We start from the raw sequence: 19,863 nt of genomic DNA, 5'->3' as shown, positions 1-19,863 counted from the left end.
ATAAGTTAATTTTAGAGAGATGGATAGTAAGTTAATTATCATATTGGTGATCATTCTAGGAGTACTTGCAATAGCGCAATTGATCCGTGTGAATGAGCTAACAAGAAAAAGAAACAAACTGAAGGAGGAAGATATTCCTAAAGTTGAGAACAAGTTCAATGCAAATATGATGCTTGTTTTCATGGTAGCGTTATATGCAGGATTCGTATACTTAATCGTAAAGTTTGGTGACGTTCACCTTGGACCTGCTGCATCAGCTCATGGTCAGGAAATCGACTGGTTATATAATGTGAACTGGTTTATCGTAATTTCAGTTTTCCTATTAACAAATACCTTATTATTTGTTTTTGCTTGGAAATACTCAAGAAAAGAAGGAGTAAAAGCATATTACTATGCTCATAATAATAAGTTGGAGATGGTATGGACTGTAATTCCTGCAGCTGTACTTTCTATCATTATTATTTTGGGTCTTAGAACATGGAACGAAACTACTTCTAAAGCAGGAGCAGAATTTGAAGATATTGAAATTTTCGCCTATCAGTTTGCTTGGACAGCTCGTTATTCTGGAATGAACAACGAATTAGGTAAATTTGATTATAAACTTACAACAGCTGAGAATCCTTATGGAATTATGACTAAGGACAACATCGAACGTTCTTTATCTCTTATGAAAGTTGGAGCTCCAGGACAAGAAGGTGTAAAAATGTTGGAGGAAAAATTGAATGACCGTTCAATTATAATGTCTGCTCAAGATAGAAGTGATCTAGAAGATCAACTAGGTAGAAAGGAAAGAATGTCTCGTATGTTAGAGGCGATGTCTATAACGTATAATGATTCTTTGGATGAACTAGCGAATGATGATGTTATTTTAGAAGATAGTTTAGTTCTTTTAAAAGGTCAAAAGTATAATTTCTCTTTTAGATCTAAAGACGTAATTCACTCTGCTTATTTCCCACATTTCCGTGCTCAAATGAACACTGTTCCTGGGATGACAACATACTTCAAATTCCAACCAATTTATTCTTCAGATGAAATGAAAGAAAAGTTGGATGATCCAGAATTTGAATATGCTCTTTTATGTAACAAGATTTGTGGAGGTTCTCATTACAAGATGAAGATGTCTGTGAAAGTATTGGAACCAGAAGAATACTTAGCTTGGCAAAAAACAAAATCTACTTATGATGGTACTCCATGGGTTGAAGATGATGAAGCAGAAATGCTTGAATACTATCAGTCAATCTCAAATAGAGTAGTAGAAAACTAATTATTATTATCAATAAATAAATATATTTAAACATGGCAGCTGCAGCTCAAGAAGCAATTCACGAACATGATCACCACGAAGAGAGCTTTGTATCAAAGTATATCTTCAGCTACGACCATAAAATGATTGGTAAACAATTTTTACTAACTGCTATTTTTATGGGAGTTGTGGGAATGATGTTGTCTATATTTTTTAGAATTCAATTAGCATGGCCTGGAGAATCTTCAGACCTTCTAAATATGTTTTTAGGTGAACGATGGGCACCAGATGGAATATTAAATCAGGATATGTATCTTGGTTTAGTTACCATTCACGGTACAATTATGGTTTTCTTTGTATTAACAGGAGGATTAAGTGGTACTTTCTCAAATGTATTAATCCCGCTACAAATTGGAGCACGTGATATGGCCTCTGGATTCATCAATATGATGTCGTACTGGTTATTCAACGTTTCTTCAATTATAATGTTGATTTCTCTTTTCGTTGAGTCAGGACCAGCAATGTCAGGTTGGACGGTTTACCCTCCTTTATCAGCTTTACCACAAGCAGTTTCTGGTTCAGGTTTAGGAATGACATTGTGGTTATTATCTTTAACAATTTTCATTGCATCTTCTTTAATTGGTTCTTTGAATTACATTTCAACGGTAATTAACTTAAGAACAAAAGGGATGAAGATGACAAGATTGCCATTAACAATTTGGGCTTTCTTAATTACAGCTATTGTTGGGGTATTATCTTTCCCAGTTTTATTATCAGCAGCACTTTTATTGTTCATGGATAGAACAATGGGAACTTCATTCTACCTTAGTGAAATCATTATTGGTGGTGAAATGTTAGATAATGTTGGAGGTTCACCAATTTTATACCAACACTTGTTCTGGTTCTTAGGTCACCCTGAGGTATATATTGTACTTCTTCCTGCATTAGGTATTTCGTCTGAAATTATTTCTACGAATTCTAGAAAACCAATCTTTGGTTACCGTGCGATGATTGGTTCTATTTTGGCTATTGGTTTCCTTTCATTTATTGTATGGGCTCACCACATGTTCGTTTCTGGTATGGATCCATTCTTAGGTAGTGTATTCGTATTTACAACACTATTGATTGCAATTCCTTCTGCTGTAAAAGTATTTAACTACTTAACAACACTTTGGAGAGGTTCAATCATCTTCACTCCGGCGATGTTATTTGCAGTAGGGCTTGTTTCTACATTTATCTCTGGTGGTGTTACAGGAATTATCTTGGCCGATTCAGCATTGGATATTCAAGTTCATGATACATACTTTGTTGTTGCTCACTTCCACGTAGTAATGGGACTTTCTGCAATCTTCGGTATGTTTGCTGGTGTTTACCACTGGTTCCCGAAAATGTATGGTAGAATGATGAATAACCGTTTAGGTTATGCTCACTTCTGGACAACAATTGTATCTGGTTATGGGGTATTCTTACCAATGCACTTCGTTGGATTAGGTGGAACACCAAGAAGATACTATGATAATTCAGTATTTGATACATTTAACCCAACTGCTGGGGAAATGGTTCTAGATTTAAATATCATTATAACTGTATTTGCAATTATTGGAGCATTCGGACAATTGTTCTTCTTCTTCAATTTCTTCTACAGTATTTTTAGAGGGCCTAAAGCTCCGTTAAATCCATGGAAATCGAATACATTAGAATGGACAACTCCAACAGCAATGCCAGGTCATGGTAACTGGCCAGGTGAATTACCTGTTGTAGAACGTTGGCCGTATGACTACTCTAAGCCTGGTGCAGAGGATGACTTCATACCTCAAACTGTACCTTTAAAACCAGGTGAGGAAGAGCACTAGTATTCTAAATAAAATTAATAAAGCCCAGTACATTTAGTGCTGGGCTTTTCTTATATTTGAATATTGTATAAATATACTTACGTACAATTAATCGTATTCATCAATTTAATAACAGTATAACAAGTGGAGGAAGAAGATTTTGACTATCAAATGGAAAGCGTTAACTCTGATTCAGATTTTGATCGTGTACTACGTCCAAAAACCTTAGATGATTTTACTGGACAAAAGAAAATCGTAGAGAATCTTCAAATCTTTGTTCAAGCCACAAAACAAAGAAATGAACCTTTGGATCATGTCTTGTTGCATGGACCTCCAGGACTTGGTAAAACAACACTTTCTAATATTATTGCTAATGAATTGGGAGTTGGTTTTAAGGTTACCTCTGGACCTGTTTTGGACAAGCCAGGAGATTTAGCAGGTTTACTCACCAATCTTGATGAAGGAGATGTACTTTTTATTGATGAAATCCATAGATTATCTCCAGTTATTGAAGAGTATCTTTATTCAGCGATGGAGGATTTTGTCATCGATATCATGATTGATTCTGGTCCAAATGCGCGTACAGTACAAATTGCACTTAATCCTTTTACTTTAATTGGCGCAACAACGCGTTCAGGATTACTTACAGCACCTTTAAGAGCACGTTTCGGTATCAATGCTCGATTACAATATTACAATGCCAAAACCTTAACTTCGATAGTTAATCGTTCTGCAGATTTACTAGATATACCAATCTCTCATGAAGCAGCCTATGAAATAGCAAGTAGAAGTAGAGGAACTCCACGTATTGCAAATGCTTTGTTGCGAAGAGTAAGAGATTTCGCTCAAATTAAAGGAGATGGTACCATTAAAATTGACATTACAAATATTGCTTTAAAGGCATTGAATGTTGATCAAAATGGATTAGACGAGATGGATAATCGTTTGCTTACGGCTTTAATTGAGAAATTCAATGGTGGTCCAGTTGGAATTACAACCCTTGCCACTGCAGTTGGTGAAAACGCAGGTACTATTGAAGAGGTTTACGAGCCATTTTTGATTCAAGAGGGATTTTTGGTTAGAACACAACGTGGAAGAAAAGTTACACCTAAGGCTTATGAACATTTAGGAAAAACACCGAGCTCACAACAAGGAGACTTGTTTTAGTAAAATAAAAAAAGGAGTTTTAAAACTCCTTTTCGATTATCTTTTATTAAATACCTTTTTTAATACTGAGGGATATAAATGCCCAAATTCTATCATACACCATTCTCTGAAAGAATGTAAATCTTCTGATTTATTGATCCATTTGATAGATTTTTCCAATTCTTTTTGGAACAATTGTTTATCAAAACTAACTTTTGTGAGTATATTTTTACTTAATTCAATCATGGTTGATAAAATTTATTTGTGTTTACAATATACGTAATCTTAGGCAGATTATTGGAGGTTATTTTGTTAAAATGTGGATTTGAAAAGCTCCTAACACCCCCTGTTTTACTAGTTATTGTGTATGCCTAGCTTTTTTACCGACCTAGTGATAGATGTCTCAGATATTTACGTATTTTTTTCTCGATTTAAATGTCTATAAAATAGACTTGTTAAAATACCCTAAAATGGTTATGGTCAAAAATACGCAATAATTCACTTTTTGAAATTTATTCTGATCCTATGTCAGATTTGAGACCGATATATATCAACTGCGTTTTTTCGGATAGAGTATTAAGTATTCTTCTCAATATTATGAGTAATTATTAAAGGCTTTCAATTCATTTTTGGGCAATAAATGTTACTTTTGAATTGAAAAATATAAACATTATGGGAAGAGCATTTGAAGTAAGAAGAGCTTCTAAGGAAAAGCGAAGTGGTAAGATGTCTAAATTGTTTCCAAAGTTATTGAAAGTAATAACGATGGCTGCAAAAGAAGGTGGAGACGATCCAGCAATGAATGCTACTTTGAGAACTGCAATACAGAACGCCAAAGCCCAAAATGTACCTAAGGACAACATCGAAAAAGCAATTAAAAGAGCTTCAGCTAAAGATGTTGAGAATTATGAGTTAGTTAATTATGAAGGAAAAGCACCGCATGGTGTCTTAGTATATGTAGAATGTGCTACAGATAACACAACCAGAACAGTTGCGAATGTAAAATCATATTTCAATAAGGCTGGAGGTCAAGTCGTACCTAATGGATCAATTGAATTTATGTTTAATCGTAAAGCTGTTTTTGAAATTGAAGAATCTGAAGGTTTGGATATCGAGGAATTGGAGTTTGAATTAATTGACGAAGGTTTAGAAGAAATAGAGCAAAACGATGAAGGACATATTACCATATACGGTGATTACACTAGTTTTGGTACACTTCAAAATGCTTTAGAGGAGAAGAAGATTGAGGTTGCAAAATCTAACTTGCACAGAATACCAACTTCCCCTATTCAATTATCTGAAGAACAATTAGAAGAAATAGAAAAGTTGCTTGATAAAATCGAAGATGACGATGATATTCAACAAGTCTTTACCAATATTGAATAAAAACCTTTGTTTTTAGGGGTGAACTACAGTGTTTAACGCCAATCAAATACTTATTGTTAGCAACATTTTAGTGAGCTGATTTTTGCTAAAGTTTAGTGTTGTAAATTTGAAGTATGAATTTCGTTGATATAGTCATTACTGTTCCATTACTCTACGCTGCATGGGTTGGATTTCGAAAAGGATTAATAATTGAAATATTCACTTTGCTGGCTCTATTAGTAGGGATTTATGCTGGAATTAACTTTTCAGATTATACTTCGGAGTTAATCAAGGATAAAATTAATATTGAAGGCCGCTATTTACCTGTGGTTGCTTTTACATTAACCTTTCTAGCAGTTGGTGCAATGGTATATTTTGCAGGAAGGGTAATTGAAAGACTACTTAAGGCTGTAAAACTTGGTCCGGTAAACAAAGTATTGGGTTTGGTTTTGGGAATTATCAAAATGCTGTACACTTTGTCAATCCTTATCATATTGATAGAAACTTATGATGAAAGAGGAAACTTTATTCCTAAGGACGTTAAAGAAGAATCTCTTTTATATGCACCTGTTAAAGTGGTTGCCTCTGCAACGATTCCTGCAATTGAAGAAAGTACGATTTGGTTGAAGAATAGTGTGAATGAGAAATTTTCAGATGAATATGATTTCAATTTTAATGATCTTCAAGAATTAAGAGAGAATGCTGATAGTCTTGGAATCTCCATAGATGATTTAAAAGATGCAAAAAGCAAGTATATTGATTCATTGGATATAGATTCATTGAAGCTTAAAATGAATCAAGAATGATGAGATGTTTGATGTATTTACTTTTTGGTTTTGCTTTGATTTTCAACGTGCCAACACTCAATGCACAAAAGAAAAAACCTTTGCTTGATCCTAGTGTGAGAAAATTAGGTCCCTATTTTGGGGTGCAAAAAGGTAAGTATTATGTTGGTGAAATTGGAATGGAGGCTCAATTTAAAGACATCAAATTAGTAAAACCTAAAACTCATGCCTTACATGCAGGAATAGAATACAATATTCCAAATAATGTTTTAGGATTTAATGCTGGATACTGGCATAAACCAAGTCGAGTAGATCTCACCTATGGGTTTGATGTTACATTAAGATCGAATTTCGAAGAAGAAAGATATGGTATTTCACCAGTAATTGGCTATAAGTTATTTGGATTTCATATTCGTGTTGGGTATATGTTATTAACACCTTCAAAAACCTTTACTGAAACAAATACATTATTCATTAATCTTAGGTTCATCCTGGTGAATAATCGAAAGTTTAAATGGAATAACCGAAAGAAGAAAAGATAAAGTTTAGTCACTTTTCTTGGGTGGTCTCTAATCAAAGTTTATTTTCCGCTTTGAATGAACATCATTACAAAAATGAAGGAAGAATACGAAACATTATTATCGAATTATGATGGTGCCCTTCTTTATCAAGAAGAGAGTCGTTTCAACGTATTTGGTATGACCTATGATGGTTTCATGAGCAAATTTGTCCTTAAAATTCCATATAAAGATCATGAAATAGAGGTTGAAAACGAGTATGGAAAAGCCAATGTTGGCGAAGTAAGAATGAAGTTGTGTGATTGTAAGTGGGTTGCCTTTAATATACAAACGAGAAACCATTTAAAACGTTTGTTCTCTTTCAATAAGGCGTCGTTCATTGTTCAGTCTTCACAATATAAAAGGTATTTCTCGAAAAACTATTATGTACTTCGGGAATGCAAAAAATTGAAAAGGACAATCTTTTTGAACCATATATATCACTAGAAAACGATTCAAATGAGTTTGTGGTGCTAACTCGTTATCATTTGCAATTTGAAGACAAAATTAAAGCGCTAAAAGCAATTATTGACTTCTATATTGGATTAGTAAATTACCGTTGAGTATTTGGGTTTTTATGTCAAAAAAAAACGGAGAACAATACTGCTCTCCGTCTAAAACAAAATGTTAAACCATTAATCTCTGACTAACTGAACAAAACCTTGCTCTTCTATAACTTCTGATCCACTTCCTTGGATTTTGAACTGATAGAAATATGTTCCATCATTACATTCAGCACCATTGTTTTGAATTTGACCATTCCAAGCAAAGTTTAAGTCAGTACTCTCATAAACAACATTACCCCAGCGATTTACGATGACTACTTCCAGTTTAGTTGCATATTCTGCATTAATCGTAAATAGGTCGTTTTGACCATCACCATTCGGAGTAAATACATTTGGTAAGTCATAAGTCATTGGGAAAAATACTGTAACTGTTCGCGTTGCCTGATCTGAACAATTTCCTTCTGTGATTTCAAGTGTTACTGTATATGTTCCTTCTTCATAATAGGTCGTAAACTGATCACTTAAATCATTCACTGTAATTCCTTCTCCATTACCAAAGTCCCATACATAACTAGAACCAGGGTCAGAATTATTTACAAAAGTAACATCTAATGGTGCAGCACCTTGCGCAGGAGTTGGTGTGAAATCTGCAACCGGAGGTGGATTTTGCTCTAAGAAAATGCTATCATTAACAATACAAACATCATCTTTTATTGAGAAATAATACCAGCCTGAAGGTTTATCTGACCAAACACTTGCGGTAACACTATCTTGTGAAGTAAGTCCTGGACCTTTCCAAAGGTATTTTGGTGTTCCGGTATATCCACTTCCCATACCCGAGACATAACCATTTTCTAATCCACAGTCGGCAGGACTTTGTAATAAAGTATCTATGCCTAATGTTTGATTAACGAAAAGAAAGGCTGAATCCACTTCACTGAATCCACATTGATCTGTAACTGTAACAGGATATGAGTGTAGACCATTGGCATTTACATCGTAGTATGCAGTGTCTAGCAATACTGAGTCTAAAGATTCTCCATTTGACCAATCAAATGTGAATGGCGCAACTGTTCCTGTTGCACTAGCCCAAACCGGAACACTGTCAGACATACAGAAAATTGTATCATATGAAGTTTCGATCTCAATTAATGTATCTAGAACATGTATCGCTAAAGTTGTATCATAAGAACATCCGAAATCATCTACTACATTAAATTGGTATGTATAATCTCCTGGAGTTGGAGGTTCAACAACAATAGAAGTATCATTATTAGGATCTGTAACAATTGTAGGGTCTGGTGTCCAAAATGCATCAACAACAGATGTTTGGTATGTTTCATTTGTAGGGTATAACGCTGGGTCAAAGTAAATTCCCCATTCAAAAATATATCCGTCATCACCACCCCAATTATCTTTAATGTGTAATGTCCAGTCTCCATTTAATGGACAACCAACAAAGTCAGCAAAAGACTCTTCAGGAGCCCAAATTCCGTTTGGATCAACTGTGTTTCCAGCTGAAGGTGCAGTAGGTGGTGTTGGAATTGTATTTGCAGCGTAATCATTTTCAAACGTGCTCCAAGTATTGTTTACAGATGAAAAACAATATTCATATCCATTTCCAGGGCCAGTACCTGAGTCATTTGGTTCCCCAAGATAAGTACCTCCTCCACCAAATCCTCCTGGATAATTACCTCCAGCAGCATAAGAATTGAAAATTAATACATTTGTTCCGTTAGGACATTCTAACCACATTTCTAAATCACCGAGGAAACTATGTTCCATATTTACACACATTTGTTGAATGTCACTAGCTGCAGTTACAACTGCTCCTGGAGTAAATGAAGCCATGTTGATATCTGTAGTATATTCTGCATTTGAACCATCAGGTAAGAAAGTTAACCCTGCAAAATTTCCTCCTAACTCAAATGTACCTAGTGGAAGAGAAACTCCTGCTGTATCTGAAGTTGTTACACCACCCGATAATTCAACTTGTTGTCCAAAACAAACAGTGTCTTCTAAAGGTCCAGAAGAACTAAAGTCTGGTGTTGGACTAACCCTAATTCTTGAACGTATAGATGCGTTATGTGGATATTCATCAGTAATGGTTAAATTGGCGAAAACTCCAACGTCATTTTGAGGTTTAAACCATACACTATCATCATTCGGTCCTACTTGACCATCACTAAACTCCCATAAGAAGTCAATATTGTTCATGTTTTGAGAATACCCTGAATTTGTATTCTCTAATGAATAAGGAAACAAAGGTTTTGCAACAAGTAAAACAGAATCGCCTTGACAAATGTTGACATATCCAGTATCTAATGGAAACATTGAGTTTGTTGTTGAAGTATTCACAAAAGCTTCCATATGTAAATCCATATCTTGTGAAGGTGAGGCACAAGAAATGTTAGCTTCCCAACCAGTACCTTCGTTTGATCCATCAGAGATAAATTCAATCGTCAAACATCCAGAAGTGTTGGTCCAAGAAGCTACTGCTCCAAAGCCTGTAGGTGCAGTCGCACTGTTATATGTCCCGATAACTGGTGAGGAGGTGTTCGGACCATCATATACTGTGATGAAGTCACTTGCATGAACATCCCAAGTTAGACCTGTTCCTGTACCAAAGGAAGCTTGAATTTTTGGTGTTCCATTAGGAAGGTCTGGACAAATCGTAATGGTCTCATTAATGTTTGGACTGTAATCGCCTGTTCCTCCATCATCAAAGAAGTTCGCGTTTCCTACTGTTGTGTAGTTAGAACATGTTAATGGATTAGATTGCGGAAAATCGGGGTCTGTTATATTAATAGACTGTCCAAGTGTAAATTGCCCCGACAGAATAAAAATCAGTATGTAAAAAAAGTTCTTCATGTCTATTTGATTAAAGTGATTTTATCTTTTGGACGTACAATAACCATTTTGTTTGTCCCTTTGAATTTATAATATTGGTAACGATTTTCTAATTTTAAACCTAAACTAATGTAGGTATGCGGTAGATTTGGATCTTTATCTAATGTTCCATCAAATTTTAAATCCTTTCCTTCTTGAATATCGCCAATAGAAATACCAACTTTTAAAGCATGATTAATTATTTCGTACTCTTCAGGATTGTTTTTCTGTAATTCGTTTAATTCTACTTCAGTGTAACGGTCAAGTAATCGCTCGTCGTGATTAGTTTGAGAAAAACCAATCAGTGAAACTGACAAGAACAAGCAAAGTATTATTTTATTTATCATAGGTCTGTTTTTATTAATGACGTTTTTGAATTCAATTTTGTTGCATCAAGACTTTGCTTAGAAAGCAGGGTTGCAATATTAAATTTACTTCTAATCTACAAAAATAAGTATAAAAAACAGTAAATGAGGCCTAAAATAGACCTCATTTATTTTTGCTATGTTATTTATTTTTGGTAAAAACAGGTTTACGGTATTCTGAGATTTGGTTTACTTTGAATCTGTGGTGAGCTTTGTTTTATCTCTCCTTCGGTATTTTCAATTTTCGGTTTTGGAGATTCTTGAATATTAATTTCTCTTGTCGGCTTATTTTGAATGTCTGGTTTTGTTTCGATGTTTGGAGAACTATCCGGAGTTGTGTTTTTAATAGTATTACATGGATTTTTTGGTTTTCTTAATCCAGTTCCATAATTAGGAGTGGTATTTGTCGAGATACAAATGCTCCATTGACCAGGCATATCTTTCCTATTCCTAGAGAAATCAACTGTCATCAATCCTTTAAAGTAATAATAGTTCCCTTGGTATATTTTATACGGTTTTCCATTTACCATTAAATACCCTGTAGATTGAGCTTTGAAATATATAGCACTCGCTTGTCCAGCGTATATGAATTTAGCATTTCGCATAAGATCTAAAGTGGTAACTGTCCCGTTTGAAGTTGTCAAACAAAATTCAGAGCTACTATTAATGATCTCAACAACTACTCCACATTCAGGTTCCGGCTTGTAATTAAACTGATAAGTCTTCACGATAGTTCCGCAAGAATTTGTTATATGTAGTTTGTAAGTGTTTTTCCCTTCTGTTAATTTAATGGTGTGTTTGAATAGTTTTGTTTTTGAATTGAAAGTAAAACCTTTAATTGTTTTTCCATTTAGTGTAACCTTTATTTGATTATTAGAAGTAATGTTACTTAGAAATGCAACAACATTATAAGACTCCTCATCAACATTAGAAGTTGTTGTTCTTGGTGAGGTGAAGCTCGCTTTTGGCTTTTCACAAGGCGTTGGTTTAATACCAGTGTTTCCACCTTCGTCTTTCCCAGGTCCTTCACCAATTCTTGTGATTTGAGCAGTCTCTTCCGCATTACCGTCATTGTTTTGAGCTTTAATCTTAAATGTGTTCACACCAATAATTAAAGTACTTGGAAATGTAATCAGTTTTGATTGTGGACTGAAATTGTAGTTGTTAGCGCTCACTAAACTACCATTGAAATATACCTGAATATCACTTCCTTGAGTTACATTGAATACTTTGGCCATCATGTTATACGATTCTTGTGTAACTGACCCTTGATTTTGAACAGGTGCTAAAAATTGAATTGTTGGAGGTTGAGGTACATTCTGCTCTTTATATACAATCGTTGCTTCTTCAAAATTAACTCCATACATATTCGTCCCAGTAACTTTTACAGTATTCATTCCTGTATTTAAGCTTGCGGAAAACTGTACTTCTTTTGTTGTGTTGTTAAAAGTGAAGTTATTCGTAGATGAACCGTTGATCTCTACATCGATCTCTTGTGCAGATGAAACATGGTCCACTTGTGCTTTAATTGATTCCGAAAATTGGAAGGTTACATATGGATTAACATCTGGTGTAATAAATGTAACTACTGGAGGTAAACCTATGTCTGGATTTGTATTCAAAATTAATTGTGCTTCATCAAAATCACTTCCATCGTTGTTTGTAGCGGTGATTTTTACAGTGTTTGATCCCAAATTCAATGATGCAACTAATTGTACTTGTTGTGTACTACTATTAAATGTAAAGTTGTTTGTTTGTACCCCATTAAAAAGTACTTCAATTTGCGTTGAAGAAGAAATGTGCTCTACTTCAGCGATTATTGTTTGTGTTTGTTGCGTAGCTGTATACGGACTCACGTTAGGTGAGATAATGTTTACAGTTGGTGGCGTAACAGGGACAGGCTCTTTGTAGATGATTTGCGTTTCATCAAAATCGCTTCCGTCATTGTTGGTTACCGTTATATTCACCGTGTTTACTCCAGCATTTAAAGGTGCAGTAAATTGAATACGCTTCGTAGTGTTGTTAAACGAGTAGTTACTTGTTTGTGCACCATTGATACGTACTTCAATTTGAGAAGTAGAAGTAATGTTTTCAACTTCAGCAATAACTCCTTGCGTTTGCTGAGTTACCGTGTAAGGACTCACGTTTGGAGTAAGAATATTTACAGTTGGAGGCGTAACAGGAACAGGCTCTTTGTAGATGATTTGCGTTTCATCAAAGTCACTTCCGTCATTGTTGGTTACTGTTATATTCACCGTGTTTACACCAGTATTTAAAGGTGCAGTAAATTGAATTCGCTTTGTAGTGTTGTTAAACGAGTAGTTACTTGTTTGTACGCCATTGATGCGTACTTCAATTTGAGAAGTAGAAGTAATGTTTTCAACTTCAGCAATAACTCCTTGCGTTTGTTGAGTTACCGTGTAAGGACTCACGTTTGGAGTAAGAATATTTACAGTTGGAGGCGTAACAGGAATAGGTTCTCTGTAGATGATTTGTGTTTCATCAAAGTCACTTCCGTCATTGTTGATTACTGTTATATTCACCGTGTTTACTCCAGCATTTAAAGGTGCAGTAAACTGAATTCGCTTTGTAGTGTTGTTAAACGAGTAGTTACTTGTTTGTACGCCATTGATGCGTACTTCAATTTGAGAAGTAGAAGTAATGTTTTCAACTTCAGCAATAACTCCTTGCGTTTGCTGAGTTACCGTGTAAGGACTCACATTTGGAGTAAGAATATTTACATTTGGAGGCGTAACAGGCGTAGGACGACGATAAATGATTTGTGTTTCATCGAAATCACTTCCGACAGCATTTGTCGCACTAATTTTTACCGTGTTTGTTCCTGCATTAATTCCAGTAGAGAATTGTACTCTTCCTGTCGCGGCATTGAAAGTGAAATTTGAATAAATATTACCATTTACGCGAACCTCGATGTTCTGTTTTAAGTCAACATTTTCAACCTTTGCAACAATATTCTCATTTAACTGCGCTGTTATATGAGGATTTGAACTTGGTGTTAAAATATTTACAACAGGTGGCTCTCTGTCATCTGTATTTACAATTGGCTTGTAGATGATGATGGCTTCATCCATATCTTGACCAAATTCATTTCTTCCTTCTATTTTTAATTTGTTGGTTCCTTCAATAAGGTTTAATGGAATTGAAAAATTGTTTGTTCCATAGCTAGAGAAATTATAATTGCTTACAACCATGTCATTAAACCAAACTTCTAACCAGCCACTTGATTGAACATTTTGAATTGTTGCAACAACAGTGTGTGTTGATGAACTAGTTCTGTAGGGCAATGCTGTTGGGTTTGTGATGTTCACGATTGGCGGATTTCCACGTTCAATTTCTTCAACGTAATAGATTTCCACAACATCTCTATCTTTTCCAAACTGATTTGTTCCCTTAAGGAAGAATGTGTTCGTTCCGGGAACCAATTGAACGGTTGCTTCAAATTGATTCGTTGATGGATTGAATACAAAGTTTGTGTTTGTTTGCTGATTGTTTGTGAAAGTAATGTCACTAGCACTTGCAACATTGTAAACATTTGCTCTTAAGTTAAAAAGTCTAGAATTTGTTCTATGTGGAGAATTAGAAGGATTTGTAAAATCAACGATTGGTTGATCTTTGTTTACAGGCGCTGGAGTATATGGATCATCTTCAACTGGTTCTTCCCATTTGTCATTACTTGATTTCCCTTTTAAATACCATTTGAAGTAAATACTAGTGTAATGATACATGTCATTGTCAAGAAAACTACTTGTTGCACCATCTTGATCGAAGGTTGTACCATCAAAATAGTCATCCATAAAAAATGTAGTTTTGTGTTCAATTCCCATTGAGAATCGGCTATTGAAATAATATCCTAAACCGACACCCAAGCTAGGGAGAACTTTTACATCAAACTCATTACTTGGATACGGATCTCCATTCTGATTAAGGTCTAGTGGGGTTTCATATTCTTTTTCAATTAAACTCCCATTTGGCGTTTGATCATAGGCATAAATATCGCCTTGACTTGTTCCTGGCACATCGTCCAATAAATCACCTCGAAGAGAAGACGCAGTAAAACCAATTCCACCAAAAATATAAGGATCAATTCCTGTTCTTTCTTTGAATCGATTGGCGTGCATTGAAAGTTCTAATGCAAATCGGTGTTGCGCGTTTCTGAAATTTTGAACGGTATAACCCAAAGTGTCATAATATTGGTTAACCGCATAGTTGTTGGAAATAGCTCCAGTAGTATCGGTATCTTGTCCATACCAAACACCACCTAAATACCTAAAACGAAGGTCGAAAGAAACAGCGTTTCCATAGTTTTGATTGATAGAACCTCCGATCACAAAACCAGCTCCAAGTGGAAAACGGTTTTTTACGTTCTGAACGTCAGAAGTGTGCCAAACGCTTCCAATATTTAACCCCAAAAACATTTTTGAAGTGTTTTCATAATCGAAACGTTGTGTTTTTCCTTGGAAAACGATAAGGAGCAAAAGTACTGAGGTGAGTAAAATCTTTTTCATAAGCTATTCATTTCAAAATGACAAAACAGAATTTGTGCCAAACTAATTTTTTTACAAAAATAAGATATATTCATAATAAGCCTGTAAGTCTGAGATTCGTTTCGAGACCAAAAGATCATCCATAAATTTGTGTTGTTGATTACAGCAGAGGAAAAAGAGTTTTAAATGGAATATTGGAGCTAGGGATTTGAGGATATTTGTATTTTTAAGCATGGCAAAAGCTAGAATTCAGATGATCACGTGAACGGATCCGACTGTTCTCGGGATATGTGGTAGTTCCAGGGGAAGAAAAAAAAGATACAGAAAACAAAACTAAATCGAGAAATCCAAGATACTTATGAGAATTGTTAATTTGAAGTTACTTGTTATTTTCGCTCTAGGGTTGATTTTTTCAAGTTGTATGATTGGTGATAAATGGCATTCATATTATAAATAGGTTCCAGAGTATGATGAAATGAAATTTGATAATCAATTATCAGAAGCTTTTTTTCAATATTCACAAGGAAAAAACACCTTAACAGATCAAAATTATTTCATTAGTGAAGGATTTACCAGATATGATCAAGATTATTGTCTAGAATGTACTTACCCGAGTTACCCTGTAACAGGAATTAAGTTTCGAATTTCGTTGAAGAGTGTTGAAGAAGAGATGCTTTTGAATGTAGTTGATACGATTATTGTAAATCAATCTTTTTATAAAGTAAAACACTTCATTGATTATTCAGAACCTGAACTAGAAGAGTTATTTAGAATAGAGAAATGTTATTTGATAAATTACAATTTCAAAAAGGCTGAGTATTTATTTCGATTGGATGATGTTTTATATAAATTAAAAATTTCAAAAAAAATGAATCATCCTGCTTTGATTAGAAAACTTATTTCTAAAGAAGAAATTCCATCGAGATATCTAAAAATGTTTTTTCAACATGTAGGTATGTATAATCATTATGGACAAAATGATTATACGAATAGTTTCGGTTTTGGCGGTGATGAGATATTTAAACGTAGTGGAAATACAAAAATTGAATTTTTAAATATCCCAAAAGACAGTGTAAATGATAAACCGTAAAACTTATAATCCATGAGAATAATGTTGTTTGTCCAAGGGGTAACTATTAATGGCTGAGAACCCTAATAACTTAAAACCACAAGAACAATGAGAGGTAATATATCGCCTACATCAAAAGATGTTTGGATGATTTTTTTGTTCCCGTACAGGGATCATTTGTGAGGATTATAGTACCTTTGTAAAAGAGATGAGTAATATAATAGCACTAAGAACCTTAAGAGAACATTGGGAAAAGTCAGGAAGAGAAGATTCGAAAGAACAACTGAAGGCTTGGTATCATGAGGCAAAACATGCAGAATGGCAAAACCCAAACGAGGTGAAACAACAATACGGTAATGCAAGTATAGTTGGAGATAATAGAGTAGTGTTTAATATATGTGGTAATAAATATAGATTGATTGTTAAAATCAATTACGAGGCTCAATGGATGTTTATACGTTTTGTGGGAACACACAAAGAGTATGATAAAATTGATGCAGCAACAATTTAATAATGAGTTTGGAATATTGAATTATGGAAGTGAAATTAATAAAAACAGAAACAGATTACAATAAGGCTTTAGCGCGTATGGAGTTGATATTTGATGCAAAACCCAATACAAAGGAGTTTGATGAAGCTGAATTGTTAATAACTTTGATTGAGTTGTATGAAGAGCAACATTACAAGATTGACACGCCAGATCCAATAGAAGCTATTAAATTTAGAATGGAACAAATGGGACTGAAACGAATTGATATGACAAAGTATTTTGGTACGCGTGGTAGAGTGTCAGAAATTCTTAACAGACAAAGAAGTTTATCACTTACCATGATTAAAAAGCTTCATAAAGAATTCGGAATTCCAGCAGAATCATTGCTAGCGTAAATTTATCTTACTCCATCATCCTCAGTATTCCCCAACTCATGCGCGAACCCTACAGCTGTCGGATCCGTTTGTGTTCGCTGGGAACCTAAAGTTTTTCCTTAATTCAAAATAATGCCTCGAACTATACCATAAATCAAGAATATATTCGTTTCATCAATTGTAAACAGGTGAATTATATATAGTTTTGTAATTATGATGAGAAACTTTGTACTTCTTTTAGCGCTCTTTGGCCCTTTATTTCTTCTTGCACAAGAGGATTATAATGAATGTACAAATGCTTTCGAATTGTGTCCGAATACCACATTTACATTAAATAATATCGGAGCCAACGCAACAGTATGTGCAAATTGTGAGGATGACTTTAATTTCTGCTTTAGCGGAGAAAATTCTATTTGGATGACTTTTACCACCAATAGCACAGGTGGTGATGTCAATGTAAACTTCAATAATATCAATTTTGAGAATAATCCTGGACAAGGAATAGAACTACAAGCGGTAATCGTAAAGGCAGATCTTCCATGTATACCCTCGTCATATACTGAAGTTTCAAATTGTGAGGCAGCAGCTACAACCAACTTTACTTTAAACGCACCTGGATTAGCTCCAAGCACAACGTATTACGTGGTTGTTAATGGAGTGGCAGGAACAACAGAAAATGCTGAAGCAACTTTTGATGTTTCAATGACTGGATTAGGTGTCGAAAGAAATCCACAAATTACTATCTCAACCAATGATAGTGTGGTGTGTAAAGATGAAAATGTTGTTTTTAATGCTTCAACTGTTGACTGTGGTAATCCGATTGCATTTAATTGGTTTGTTAATGGTGTTGAAGTTGGAACAACCATTGATCCTGTTTTTGAAACAAAGGATTTGAATGATGGGGATGTCGTTTCTGCAGAAATGATTTGTTTTACGCAATGCAGAGATACTGTTTCGAGTAATACGATTTCGTTTACCGTCTATGATTTTGTTGTTGATGCTGGTCCAGATTTATACATTACCCAAGGAGAAGAAGTTATGCTTGAAGGAGAGACGAGTCAAAGTACATTTTATTGGACACCGATATACAATATTAATGACGCTAATCTTTTAAAACCAATTGTTTTTCCAAATGAAACAACGACCTATTATCTTACTGGGTATAATGGGCATTGTTATATTTCAGATGAGATGACCGTCTTTGTTGAGAATACATTGGAAATTCCCAATACTTTTTCGCCTAATGGAGATGGAATTAATGATGATTGGGAAATTCTAGGAATAGAAAATTTCCCTGATTGTTTTATCCAAGTCTATAATCGATGGGGACAAGTTGTGTTTCAAACGACAGGTTATCCAATTGAAAAAAGATGGAAAGGAAACTCCGAATCAGGAAAACCATTGGCTTCAGGGAGTTATTATTATGTTGTGAATTTACGAGATGCAAATTATGATGAACCATTTAAAGGAACCGTTACAATAATTAGATGAGAGGATTAATCACATTTCTAATTTTGACTATCTCCTTCTCAGTTTGTAGTCAGCAAATTGCCCAATATTCTCAGTGGTCTTTTAATCAATTTGCTATAAATCCGGCCTTGGCAGGAGTAAAACGTTGTTTGGATGTGAGAACAGCTGCAAGGGTGCAGTGGGCAGGATTTGAAGGCGCGCCACAAAGTGGGATTTTCACAATTAATGCCCCTTTAAAAAAGAAGAAAAAACGCTACAATGCCTCTTTTCATGGACTTGGAGGGAAAGTGGAACGAGATGTTTACGGTCCATTTAATAATTTTGCATTGAGCATGGCTTATGCTTTGCATTTTCCTATAAAAGATGGTCGACGTTTAAGTTTTGGAGTTTCCGGAGGAGTTCAACAATTGGCCTTTGATCATACAGAGGTTAGCACGATTGAAGCAGATCCTGCTGTAGCACAATCTGTAAATCAAATGTTGTTTCCATTAATTGGTGCAGGAATTTGGTACAATACAAAAGTGTTTTATGTTGGTGCTGCAATTGATCAATTGGGAATGAACGAATGGAGTGATATTGGAGATGATTCAAGATATAGACTTCACACAAAAATTCAAGCAGGAACAAAATTTACTTTTGAAAATGATAATTCATTATTGCCAGGGATGTTGGTACGCATTCCACCTGCGGGTCCGATTAATTTTGATTTAAATTTGATGCTTGATTTTCAGAATAATTTTATGATTGGAGTAGGGTATAGAAATGTTGATGCAATCATAGGATTTATGAAAGTGAGTATTAAAAAATTCTCCATTGGCTACAGTTTCGATTACATTACTTCAAATATTCGTGGAGGAAATTTTCATACACATGAAATATCTTTGCAGTTTAATGGATGTAGACGTGCAAAAAGATCAAATACTGCTTGTCCATTGTTTGAATAATCTGTAGTCCAATTGAATAGTCCAAAAGTTCAGGTTCTCTTAGAGTTGTTTATTTATCAAAGATACTTTTGAACTATAAACACGATTGTAGTGGATATTTTAGAAGGTGAGAATTTCTCTATTTGATTGCTTGCTTCATAAAATATAAAATTCATCAATACATTTTACATCTATTCTCTCTTTTTATTAAACAGGGTTTTGTTAATAGAAATTTCCGGAGGGTTTTTAACATTTTTTTCAACACTATTTTGGCCAATTTTTTTTGTAATTCCCTTTGTGAATAAGCGGTTACAAAATGAGATTTTTTTTATCAAATGAATCGC

The 19,863-nt window shown here is 34.6% G+C and carries 15 protein-coding genes; 12 read left to right on the top strand and 3 right to left on the bottom strand.

What is annotated here, in order from left to right:
* Window positions 1–19: 19 nt before the first annotated feature.
* From DXU93_RS02240 to DXU93_RS02205, 7 genes are all read left to right on the top strand, one after another.
* Entirely contained in the window at window positions 20–1,264 is a 1,245-nt protein-coding gene (locus DXU93_RS02240; RefSeq protein ID WP_116879611.1) for a cytochrome c oxidase subunit II, read from the top strand.
* A gap of 32 nt (window positions 1,265–1,296) precedes the next feature.
* On the top strand, window positions 1,297–3,096 hold the full coding sequence (locus DXU93_RS02235; RefSeq protein ID WP_116879610.1) for a cytochrome c oxidase subunit I: 1,800 nt from the start codon (window positions 1,297–1,299) through the stop codon (window positions 3,094–3,096).
* 150 nt (window positions 3,097–3,246) lie between these two features.
* The gene (gene ruvB / locus DXU93_RS02230) at window positions 3,247–4,242 is read left to right on the top strand and encodes a Holliday junction branch migration DNA helicase RuvB (protein WP_116879823.1); all 996 of its coding nucleotides are present in this window, start codon (window positions 3,247–3,249) and stop codon (window positions 4,240–4,242) included.
* Between the two features lie 651 nt (window positions 4,243–4,893).
* Entirely contained in the window at window positions 4,894–5,607 is a 714-nt protein-coding gene (locus tag DXU93_RS02220; protein WP_116879608.1) for a YebC/PmpR family DNA-binding transcriptional regulator, read from the top strand.
* A gap of 113 nt (window positions 5,608–5,720) precedes the next feature.
* Entirely contained in the window at window positions 5,721–6,392 is a 672-nt protein-coding gene (locus DXU93_RS02215) for a CvpA family protein (protein ID WP_116879607.1), read from the top strand.
* Window positions 6,389–6,913, top strand: coding sequence for a hypothetical protein (locus tag DXU93_RS02210; protein ID WP_116879606.1), 525 nt, complete (start codon window positions 6,389–6,391; stop codon window positions 6,911–6,913). Before DXU93_RS02215 ends, DXU93_RS02210 begins: the two co-directional genes overlap by 4 nt.
* Before the next feature lie 72 nt (window positions 6,914–6,985).
* On the top strand, window positions 6,986–7,375 hold the full coding sequence (locus tag DXU93_RS02205; RefSeq protein ID WP_116879605.1) for a hypothetical protein: 390 nt from the start codon (window positions 6,986–6,988) through the stop codon (window positions 7,373–7,375).
* 188 nt (window positions 7,376–7,563) lie between these two features.
* Here the strand turns inward: DXU93_RS02205 and DXU93_RS02200 are convergent, their stop codons facing one another.
* The 3 genes from DXU93_RS02200 to DXU93_RS02190 all read right to left on the bottom strand — a co-directional run bounded on the left by DXU93_RS02200 (window position 7,564) and on the right by DXU93_RS02190 (window position 15,214).
* Window positions 7,564–10,305 (bottom strand): T9SS type B sorting domain-containing protein, encoded by a 2,742-nt coding sequence (locus DXU93_RS02200; protein WP_116879604.1) that lies wholly within the window; start codon window positions 10,303–10,305, stop codon window positions 7,564–7,566.
* A 2-nt stretch (window positions 10,306–10,307) separates the two neighbouring features.
* The gene (locus DXU93_RS02195) at window positions 10,308–10,670 is read right to left on the bottom strand and encodes a hypothetical protein (protein ID WP_123776021.1); all 363 of its coding nucleotides are present in this window, start codon (window positions 10,668–10,670) and stop codon (window positions 10,308–10,310) included.
* Window positions 10,671–10,855: 185 nt separating this feature from the next.
* Window positions 10,856–15,214, bottom strand: a complete 4,359-nt coding sequence (locus DXU93_RS02190; protein WP_116879602.1) for a phage tail protein — start codon at window positions 15,212–15,214, stop codon at window positions 10,856–10,858.
* 454 nt (window positions 15,215–15,668) lie between these two features.
* Between DXU93_RS02190 and DXU93_RS02185 the strand changes: the two genes are divergently transcribed.
* From DXU93_RS02185 to DXU93_RS02165, 5 genes are all read left to right on the top strand, one after another.
* Window positions 15,669–16,283, top strand: coding sequence for a hypothetical protein (locus tag DXU93_RS02185; protein ID WP_116879601.1), 615 nt, complete (start codon window positions 15,669–15,671; stop codon window positions 16,281–16,283).
* 187 nt (window positions 16,284–16,470) lie between these two features.
* Window positions 16,471–16,773, top strand: coding sequence for a type II toxin-antitoxin system HigB family toxin (locus DXU93_RS02180; RefSeq protein ID WP_116879600.1), 303 nt, complete (start codon window positions 16,471–16,473; stop codon window positions 16,771–16,773).
* 23 nt (window positions 16,774–16,796) lie between these two features.
* Window positions 16,797–17,147: a helix-turn-helix domain-containing protein gene (locus DXU93_RS02175; protein ID WP_116879599.1), complete on the top strand. Its 351-nt coding sequence runs from the start codon at window positions 16,797–16,799 to the stop codon at window positions 17,145–17,147.
* Window positions 17,148–17,339: 192 nt separating this feature from the next.
* Window positions 17,340–18,617, top strand: coding sequence for a gliding motility-associated C-terminal domain-containing protein (locus DXU93_RS02170; RefSeq protein WP_116879598.1), 1,278 nt, complete (start codon window positions 17,340–17,342; stop codon window positions 18,615–18,617).
* The gene (locus tag DXU93_RS02165; RefSeq protein ID WP_116879597.1) at window positions 18,614–19,540 is read left to right on the top strand and encodes a PorP/SprF family type IX secretion system membrane protein; all 927 of its coding nucleotides are present in this window, start codon (window positions 18,614–18,616) and stop codon (window positions 19,538–19,540) included. The genes DXU93_RS02170 and DXU93_RS02165 overlap by 4 nt, the downstream gene beginning before the upstream one ends.
* Window positions 19,541–19,863: the final 323 nt, after the last annotated feature.

Source organism: Brumimicrobium aurantiacum (assembly GCF_003402975.1).
Classification (GTDB): domain Bacteria; phylum Bacteroidota; class Bacteroidia; order Flavobacteriales_D; family Crocinitomicaceae; genus Brumimicrobium; species Brumimicrobium aurantiacum.
Note: the sequence above shows the minus strand (reverse complement) of the source record. Positions and strands in the feature narration are given on the sequence as shown.